General features: G+C 68.3%; 6 protein-coding genes, 1 pseudogene and 1 CRISPR repeat array. Of the genes and pseudogenes, 4 read left to right on the forward strand and 3 right to left on the reverse strand.

The genetic code is table 11. From position 1 onward, the window contains the following. The first annotated feature begins 34 nt into the window (after positions 1-34). A complete protein-coding gene (locus tag ACXAHD_RS30460; protein ID WP_289212948.1) occupies positions 35-880 on the forward strand; it encodes a tetratricopeptide repeat protein in 846 nt (281 codons plus the stop codon). Between the two features lie 321 nt (positions 881-1,201). Here the strand turns inward: ACXAHD_RS30460 and ACXAHD_RS30465 are convergent, their stop codons facing one another. Beyond that, positions 1,202-1,966 carry an SDR family NAD(P)-dependent oxidoreductase gene (locus tag ACXAHD_RS30465; protein WP_475054902.1) on the reverse strand — a complete coding sequence of 255 codons (765 nt, stop codon included), beginning with the start codon at positions 1,964-1,966 and terminating at the stop codon, positions 1,202-1,204. Positions 1,967-1,986: 20 nt separating this feature from the next. On the opposite strand from ACXAHD_RS30465, the gene ACXAHD_RS30470 reads away from it, so the two are divergent. After that, positions 1,987-2,391 (forward strand): ArsR/SmtB family transcription factor, encoded by a 405-nt coding sequence (locus ACXAHD_RS30470; protein ID WP_289212950.1) that lies wholly within the window; start codon positions 1,987-1,989, stop codon positions 2,389-2,391. 103 nt (positions 2,392-2,494) lie between these two features. Further along, positions 2,495-4,745: a CRISPR direct-repeat array (repeat unit 37 nt; unit sequence GTTGCGATCCTCGCCGGACCCGGAGGTCCGGCGCAGC). A 200-nt stretch (positions 4,746-4,945) separates the two neighbouring features. On the opposite strand, the gene ACXAHD_RS30475 is transcribed toward ACXAHD_RS30470, so the two are convergent. Both ACXAHD_RS30475 and ACXAHD_RS30480 read right to left on the reverse strand, forming a co-directional pair. Beyond that, positions 4,946-5,143: a DUF397 domain-containing protein gene (locus ACXAHD_RS30475; protein WP_289212951.1), complete on the reverse strand. Its 198-nt coding sequence runs from the start codon at positions 5,141-5,143 to the stop codon at positions 4,946-4,948. After that, a complete protein-coding gene (locus ACXAHD_RS30480) occupies positions 5,106-6,053 on the reverse strand; it encodes a helix-turn-helix domain-containing protein (protein ID WP_289212952.1) in 948 nt (315 codons plus the stop codon). The genes ACXAHD_RS30475 and ACXAHD_RS30480 overlap by 38 nt, the downstream gene beginning before the upstream one ends. A gap of 289 nt (positions 6,054-6,342) precedes the next feature. Between ACXAHD_RS30480 and ACXAHD_RS30485 the strand changes: the two genes are divergently transcribed. Both ACXAHD_RS30485 and ACXAHD_RS30490 read left to right on the forward strand, forming a co-directional pair. Then, positions 6,343-6,564, forward strand: a complete 222-nt coding sequence (locus ACXAHD_RS30485; RefSeq protein ID WP_281555132.1) for a hypothetical protein — start codon at positions 6,343-6,345, stop codon at positions 6,562-6,564. An 11-nt stretch (positions 6,565-6,575) separates the two neighbouring features. Further along, positions 6,576-7,225, forward strand: a pseudogene (locus ACXAHD_RS30490) (hypothetical protein); the annotation flags it as partial.

Genomic DNA, 7,225 nt, shown 5'->3' on the forward strand with positions numbered 1-7,225 from the left:
GGTGTCCAGGTCTTGCGTCACAACATGATCTTGGATGCCCTCTCCTCATGCCCGGACATCGACCCCTGACTTCGGAACTACTCGTCTAGGTTCGCTCAGCAAGGCGCGGGACTACCACCTCCGGGCGCTGACGATCCTGGAGCGCGCGCTCGGCGGGGATCACCCCGCCTGCGCGACGACGCTGAACAACCTCGGCAACGTGGAACGGCAGGCCGGCGACGCTGACGGCGCAGTTCACGCGCACGAACGCGCTGTCGACATCCGGCGGGCCCATTTCGGGGTCAGCCACCCCGACGTCGCCACCTCGCTGAACAACCTGTCGAACGCGTACGCCGACGCGGGGAACTTCGCTGCTGCCCGCCGCTGCGCCGAACAGGCAGTCGAGATCGACACCGAGACTCTGGGCACCCGGCATCCTGCCCTGGCCGCCGACCTGATCAACCACGGTGTGATCCTGCACGAACTGGGCAGGTCAGAGGAGGCAAGCCAGGTGCTGGAGCAGTCACTTGGCATCTACGAAAAGGCGTTCGGTGCCGCCCACCCGGACGTTGCCGTGATCCTCAACGACCTCGCCGCCGTCCGCCAAGCGTTGGGCGAGCCGGAACAGGCAAAGGACCTACTCGCTCGCGCGGCTTCCATCCTGGACACGGCAGCCGTCGCCGACCCCAGCCTCGCAGCAGTGCTACACAACCTGAGCAGAGCGTGCGCAGCGGTCGGCGACAGCGCCGGCGCTGCGGACGCCCTCCGACGCAGCCAGATCATCCGAGCCAAGCCAGCGGTCGCCGACCCACCTGCCGGTGCCGGGGTGATCGGCGCGTCCTGGCTGCTGCGGCTCGACAAGGATGTCGCCACCGTCGAGTTCGACTTCGACCTGCAGTAGACCCGCCGAACGCCACGCGCTCGCCGGAACCAGCCGGCAGAGTGAGCCCCACGAGCTATGAGGAACTGCGTCGGCGGGTGGCTGATGAGGGCGGGGTCATCGGTACGACTGCACAGGTGCTGCGGGACATCGAGGGCGCTGGGCGACTCGGCTCGACTGTACGTGCCGAGATCAGTCAGAAGCTTGAAGCGTACGGACTGCGGTTGACGGGCTCACGTCCGGCGTTGCGATCCTCGCCGGACCCGGAGGCCCAGCGCAGTGTCCACACTAATCAACGCATTCGACGAGCACTTGCGCGGGTCACCGGCGCTGGTCCGGGTGTCAGGTGAGTTCGAGGCCACCGTCGATGGTGAGGATCTGTCCGGTCAGCCAGGTGGCGACGGGGTCAGCCAGGCGGAGGACCCATGTGGCGACCTCGTTGGGCTCTCCCCGACGGCCGAGCGGGATCCGTCCGGCCTCGTCTTGCTTGATCTGGTTGAGCACCGGTTCGGGGAGGCCGGCGGCGGTCAGGGCCTCGCTCTCGGTGGGGCCGGGGGCCAGGGCGTTGACTCGGATTCCTGTGGCTGCTAGTTCCAGTGCCCAGCATCGGGTGAGCTGTTCCAGGGCGGCCTTGGAGGCGGCGTAGTGGGCGATGCCGGGTGCCGGGCGGTGCCCGTACGTGCTGGAAAGGTTGATGATCGACCCCTGGGTCTGCTGCAGGTAGGGCAGGGCCGCGCGAGCGAGCAGGCTGGGCGCGGTGACGTGAAGATCAAATAGGTTGGCGATGCCGTGCGTAGTTGCGTCGGCCAGCGGCATGATCGTCGTGGCACCGGCGTTGTTGACCAGTACGTCGACCCGATCCCATCGGTCAACGGCGGCGTCGATGACTGCCTGGGGTGCGTGTGCGGCGCGGATATCGGCGGGGAGCACGGCGATGCGTGGGTGCTGCTGCGCGGTGGTGTTCAGCGCGTCTTGACGGCGCCCGACGCCGAGGACGTGCGCGCCGGCCTCGGCGAATGCGATCGCGGTCGCGCGACCGATTCCTGATCCCGCTCCGGTAACGATGGCAACACGGTCCGCAAACTTTCCGCTGACATTGGATTCCATCAGCACACACCCTTCATTCGATGTTCGTAGAACGTCGAACAAGCTACCATGTCGTGGTGAAGGAAGCGCGGCACCCGGATCCCGGGGAGATGGTTCTCACTGAGGTGATGGCGGCACTGAGTGACCCGATCCGGGTTGGGCTGGTCCGGTTGCTATCCGACGGCCAGGAACGCGGCTGGGGAGCGCTGCGAGTCCCGGTCTCCAAGTCGACGTTGAGCCACCACCTACGGGTGCTGCGGGACGCAGGGCTTACCCGTACCCGGCAGGAAGGCACTCGGTGTTACGTCGTCCTGCGCAGCGAGGACCTGCACACCCGCTTCCCCGGCCTCCTGGACGCCGTACTAGCCGCTGCGGACAGTGAGGACGTAGGCAGCCAGGTAGGTCTAGCGACCGACGGCAGCCGAGTAAGGCAACCGCGCAGGTAGACCCTGACCAGGGCTCGGCGCGAAGCGCAGGCCACGTCGATGAGTGTCGCGTTGGACACGCTACGCAGCCTCCGCGCAGGATGATTCAGCGCTAATGCGCGTAGTTGCGATCCCCGCCGGACCCGGAGGTCCGGCGCAGCGGGTGGCGTACCGCTGCTGTTCGGCCGCGACGCGGGGTTGCGATCCTCGCCGGACCCGGAGGTCCGGCGCAGCGACATCCGTGCTCGACGGGATTCAGGCGATCGCGCCCGTTGCGATCCTCGCCGGACCCGGAGGTCCGGCGCAGCTTGGAGTAGTGCACCGATCCGCCGCCCGGAGTGGTGTTTCGCTCCTCTCTGGACCCGGAGGTCCGCCGCAGCCCGCCCGCGTCCAGTGGGCGGAGTCGTATGCTGGCGTTGCGATCCTCGCCGGACCCGGAGGTCCGGCGCAGCACCCACTGACTGGATCATGCTAGGTGCTGGTTGCATGTGTTGCGATCCCCGCCGGACCCGGAGGTCCGGCGCAGCTCATCGGACCGGAGACATGGACGCATCTGATTACCCGGTTGCGATCCTCGCCGGACCCGGAGGTCCGGCGCAGCGCCGGCCACCCCGTACGGGGAGTCGCGCCGGCTGGCGTTGCGATCCTCGCCGGACCCGGAGGTCCGGCGCAGCGACCACGGTCGCGGCGACGCACCCCCACCGAGGGCCGGTTGCGATCCTCGCCGGACCCGGAGGTCCGGCGCAGCCAGTTCCGGGAGTGGCTGCCCGTCACCAAGCACGAGTTGCGATCCTCGCCGGACCCGGAGGTCCGGCGCAGCACGGCGCGAAGGTGTCGTGGACGGTGTGGGTCGACGGCGTTGCGATCCTCGCCGGACCCGGAGGTCCGGCGCAGCATCCAAATCGTCCGATCCATTCTGTGCGACTTGGAGACGGTTGCGATCCTCGCCGGACCCGGAGGTCCGGCGCAGCCAGGGAGGAGGGCATGTCCGGCGGCGATGACTGCCCCGTTGCGATCCTCGCCGGACCCGGAGGTCCGGCGCAGCACCGACCATCAGACACTTCGATGATCTTGTAACCATCGTTGCGATCCTCGCCGGACCCGGAGGTCCGGCGCAGCTCGCTCGATCCCGACTCGGATGGCGTGCTCTCGATCGTCGTTGCGATCCTCGCCGGACCCGGAGGTCCGGCGCAGCGGTCTCTGAAGCCCTAAAGGCCCCCCATCGCACCATGGTTGCGATCCTCGCCGGACCCGGAGGTCCGGCGCAGCACGCCGCTGGCCTTCATCGCCTGCTGGGCGGCGCCGACGTTGCGATCCTCGCCGGACCCGGAGGTCCGGCGCAGCCGGGATGGGCTCTCGCCCTCGTGCCACAGCCGCAGGTTGCGATCCTCGCCGGACCCGGAGGTCCGGCGCAGCGCTGAGCCGGCCGGCCTCCGTGTCGGTGGCGGTGGTGTTGCGATCCTCGCCGGACCCGGAGGTCCGGCGCAGCTCAGGTGGTTCTCTAGCTTCGGCCACGCCTTGGCTAGGTTGCGATCCTCGCCGGACCCGGAGGTCCGGCGCAGCAACCACACCCGCCAACATGAGCTCCGCCGCCTGACGGTTGCGATCCTCGCCGGACCCGGAGGTCCGGCGCAGCGATGGCGAGCACGTTGACCTTCGCGCTTCGGCCCATGTTGCGATCCTCGCCGGACCCGGAGGTCCGGCGCAGCAGGCGGTGACCACGTCGTCCAGGTCGTACGTGGAGATGTTGCGCTCCTCTCCGGACCCGGAGGTCCGGCGCAGCCAGGATCAGCACCACGGCCAGCAGCACCAGCACGATGTTGCGATCCTCGCCGGACCCGGAGGTCCGGCGCAGCCTGGTGTTCGAGGTCGACGCCGGCCATGGGCTGACGTCGTTGCGATCCTCGCCGGACCCGGAGGTCCGGCGCAGCGGCCTCGGCAACGGCGGCAAGTCGTACGACTACGCGGTTGCGATCCTCGCCGGACCCGGAGGTCCGGCGCAGCAGCCACGTCGGCCCGTTCGTGGTGTGCGACCCGGACCGGTTGCGATCCTCGCCGGACCCGGAGGTCCGGCGCAGCAGCAGCCGGACCTGGCTGCCCTTGACGGCGTTCGCGCCGTTGCGATCCTCGCCGGACCCGGAGGTCCGGCGCAGCGCTACGCTGTGCCGTAGCACCCGGGGCCCCTTGGGTGGTTGCGATCCTCGCCGGACCCGGAGGTCCGGCGCAGCACCAACGCGATCGGCAGTCCTACGACCAGCAGCAACACGTTGCGATCCTCGCCGGACCCGGAGGTCCGGCGCAGCAGTTGCCGGTGGAAGACCGGGCCGCCGACGTGTGGGTTGCGATCCTCGCCGGACCCGGAGGTCCGGCGCAGCGGCTCGCGAGCTGCAAGTATTCACCAATCACGATTGGCTTCGCGGTGCTCACGAGCAGTTTATGTCCCAATCGTAGAGGTTTGGCGGTTCGGAACCCCCCGCTTGGAGCGTGGTCACCGGAGGTTCCTAGATCAACTTCAGACGCCAGACTGCACGTTTGGTGACGGCTGGCCGGGTACAGCCAGCCGCCCCCAACAGTCTCAGCGGGCGTCAGGCGTGGGCAGGTGGGTGGTGAAGGTGGCCCACTGGGCGGGGGCGAAGGTCAGGACCGGGCCGGTCGTGTCCTTGCTGTCCCGTACGGCGATGACGTCGGGCAGGTTCGTCGCTACTTCGACACAGTTGCCCACGTTGCCGCTACGACTACTCTTGCGCCACGTGGCGCTGGCCAGGTCGACCACTGGAAAATGCCTCCAATGCTTCCTTGATCATCTCCCTCGACGAGGCTTCGTCAAGGGCTCGCCGGTCGAGATCCGCCCAGACCGTCTCGTAGGCGTGAATCTCGTCGGGCTTGTTCAGATAGAGCGCGCCGGTCAGGGTGTCGACGTACGCGATGGGCGGCTCGACAGGATCTCGGCTCAGTGGTGCGTTGGGAAAGGTCAGGATGCTGAAGGCGGAGTTCATCCCGCTGTGCGCACCGGTCGAGTAGGGCAGAACACGCACCGATACCGAGAAGCGCGCCGTGACGTCGAGCATGTGCTGCAACTGCTCGACCATCACGTCAACACCACCGACTGGCCGGCGCAGGACCGCCTCGTTGAGGATCACACGGAGATGCGGTGGACGTGGTGCTGATAGGAGTGCCTGCCGTTCGAGTCGGACGCTCACTCGACGCTCGATTTCCTCGTCACTGATAACGCCCTCCGGCATGCGCGTGATCGCCTCCGCGTAGGCACGCGTTTGCAGAAGCCCGGGAACGGCTTCCTGCTCGTACTGCCGGATCATGGCGGCGCTGTCTTCGAGGGAGACGTAGAGGCCGAACCAGGCGGGTAGGGCCGATTCGGTGTAGTCGTGCCACCAGGCACGCCTCGGGGCGTCGCGGGTCTCCCTGGTCATGGTGAGCAGGCGGTGGCGGGTCTCCGGGGAGACCCGGTAGAGGGTGCACATGGCGTCGACGTCGACGTCGCGGAAGCGGATCCGCGAGTCGCCGGCCTCGATGCGCCAGATGGTGGAGGAGCCGCGTTGCAGTGCTTGAGCTGCGGCGTCCTGGCTGATGCCGGCAGCCTCCCGCAACACGGTGAGCCAGCGGCCGATGTGTCGGCGGAGCAGGGTTGTGCCGATGGAGCCGGACAAATCGCTCGCCCCCTTCATCCTCTGTGGTGAGTGTAGTCACCAACGTGGCGGACAATCAACTGACGAGCGCCTTCATAATCGTGAAGGCGCTCGGCACTGAAATGATTGACCTCGACAAGGGGTTGCCCACGACGATAAGGGCGCATCGCGCCTTGTCTTATGCATGCGGTCCAACTTAGATAACTGATGCCGGTGCTGTCCATAGTCACCCGCCGCAGTCGGGAAACCCCCGTGACCGGCTGCGGCGGGCCCGGCGCATGCACTCCTGCCCGCACGATTAATTGATCTTCGCCCGGGAGGAAATGGAATGTCCACCGCCCTCGCGTTCATTGCCGCCGGCTTTGTGCTCGGCATTCCGCCGGGTCTGCTGCTGTGCCGGCTGCGGCGGCGCTGGTGCCCGGCCTGCGGGCAGACACTGCGCTGCCCCGACTGCGGCTCCCGGCAGTTCGTCACCTTCGACATCCGGCCGACGACCGGGCGGCGCTGGTCGCCCCGGGCGCGGTCGGCGACCCGGGCCGCCGGCCGGTGACCGTCGAGCACGTGGCGGCACGGCCGTCGTGGCGCTGCCGGGTGTGCCGGGCACCGTGGCCGTGTCAGCCGGCGAAGGCGCAACTCGTCGCCGCGTACGACCGGATCGGTCTGTGTATGTACGTGGCCGAGCGGTCCGCGGAGGCCGCCCTCGACCTGCCGGGGCTGACCCCGGCGGCGGCGTACGCCCGGTTCCTCGGCTGGGCGCGGGCCGCCACCCGTTCCGAACCTACTGGAGAGACCACGATGGAATCCGAGATGACCGTCCGGGACGCCGACGTCACCGACATCGCCGAGCTGTCGGCGCTGCTCGCCGAGGCGTTCGTGACCAACCCGGTGGCCGGCTGGCTGATCGCCGACGTGTCCAACCGGTACACCACGTTCCTGCGGCTGTTCGACGTCGAGTTGACACACGGGCTGACCCACGGCGTCGTGCACGTCGCCGGCAACCGGGAAGGGGTGGCCATTTGGCAGCCGTACCCGATGCGGTTGACGACGGTGACCGACCACGAGCGGGAGGTGCTCGGCGCGGCCGGCATCTACCGGCGGCGGGTCGCGCACCTGCGGGCCTGTTTCTTCTACACACCCTCCACTTCCCCCCACCTTCCCCCTGTTTCGATCCCCGTGGTTTCCATCTCATTCAAAAAGGGGGGGGGGGGGGG

Source organism: Micromonospora sp. ABR4_055 (genome assembly GCF_056160425.1).

Excerpts from the sequence above, each read along its gene's own strand:
- ACXAHD_RS30460 (WP_289212948.1), top strand. The coding sequence starts at position 35 with ATGCCCTCTCCTCATGCCCGGACATCGACCCCTGACTTCGGAACTACT.
- ACXAHD_RS30465 (WP_475054902.1), bottom strand. The coding sequence starts at position 1,966 with ATGGAATCCAATGTCAGCGGAAAGTTTGCGGACCGTGTTGCCATCGTT.
- ACXAHD_RS30470 (WP_289212950.1), top strand. The coding sequence starts at position 1,987 with ATGTTCGTAGAACGTCGAACAAGCTACCATGTCGTGGTGAAGGAAGCG.
- ACXAHD_RS30480 (WP_289212952.1), bottom strand. The coding sequence starts at position 6,053 with ATGAAGGGGGCGAGCGATTTGTCCGGCTCCATCGGCACAACCCTGCTC.
- ACXAHD_RS30485 (WP_281555132.1), top strand. The coding sequence starts at position 6,343 with ATGTCCACCGCCCTCGCGTTCATTGCCGCCGGCTTTGTGCTCGGCATT.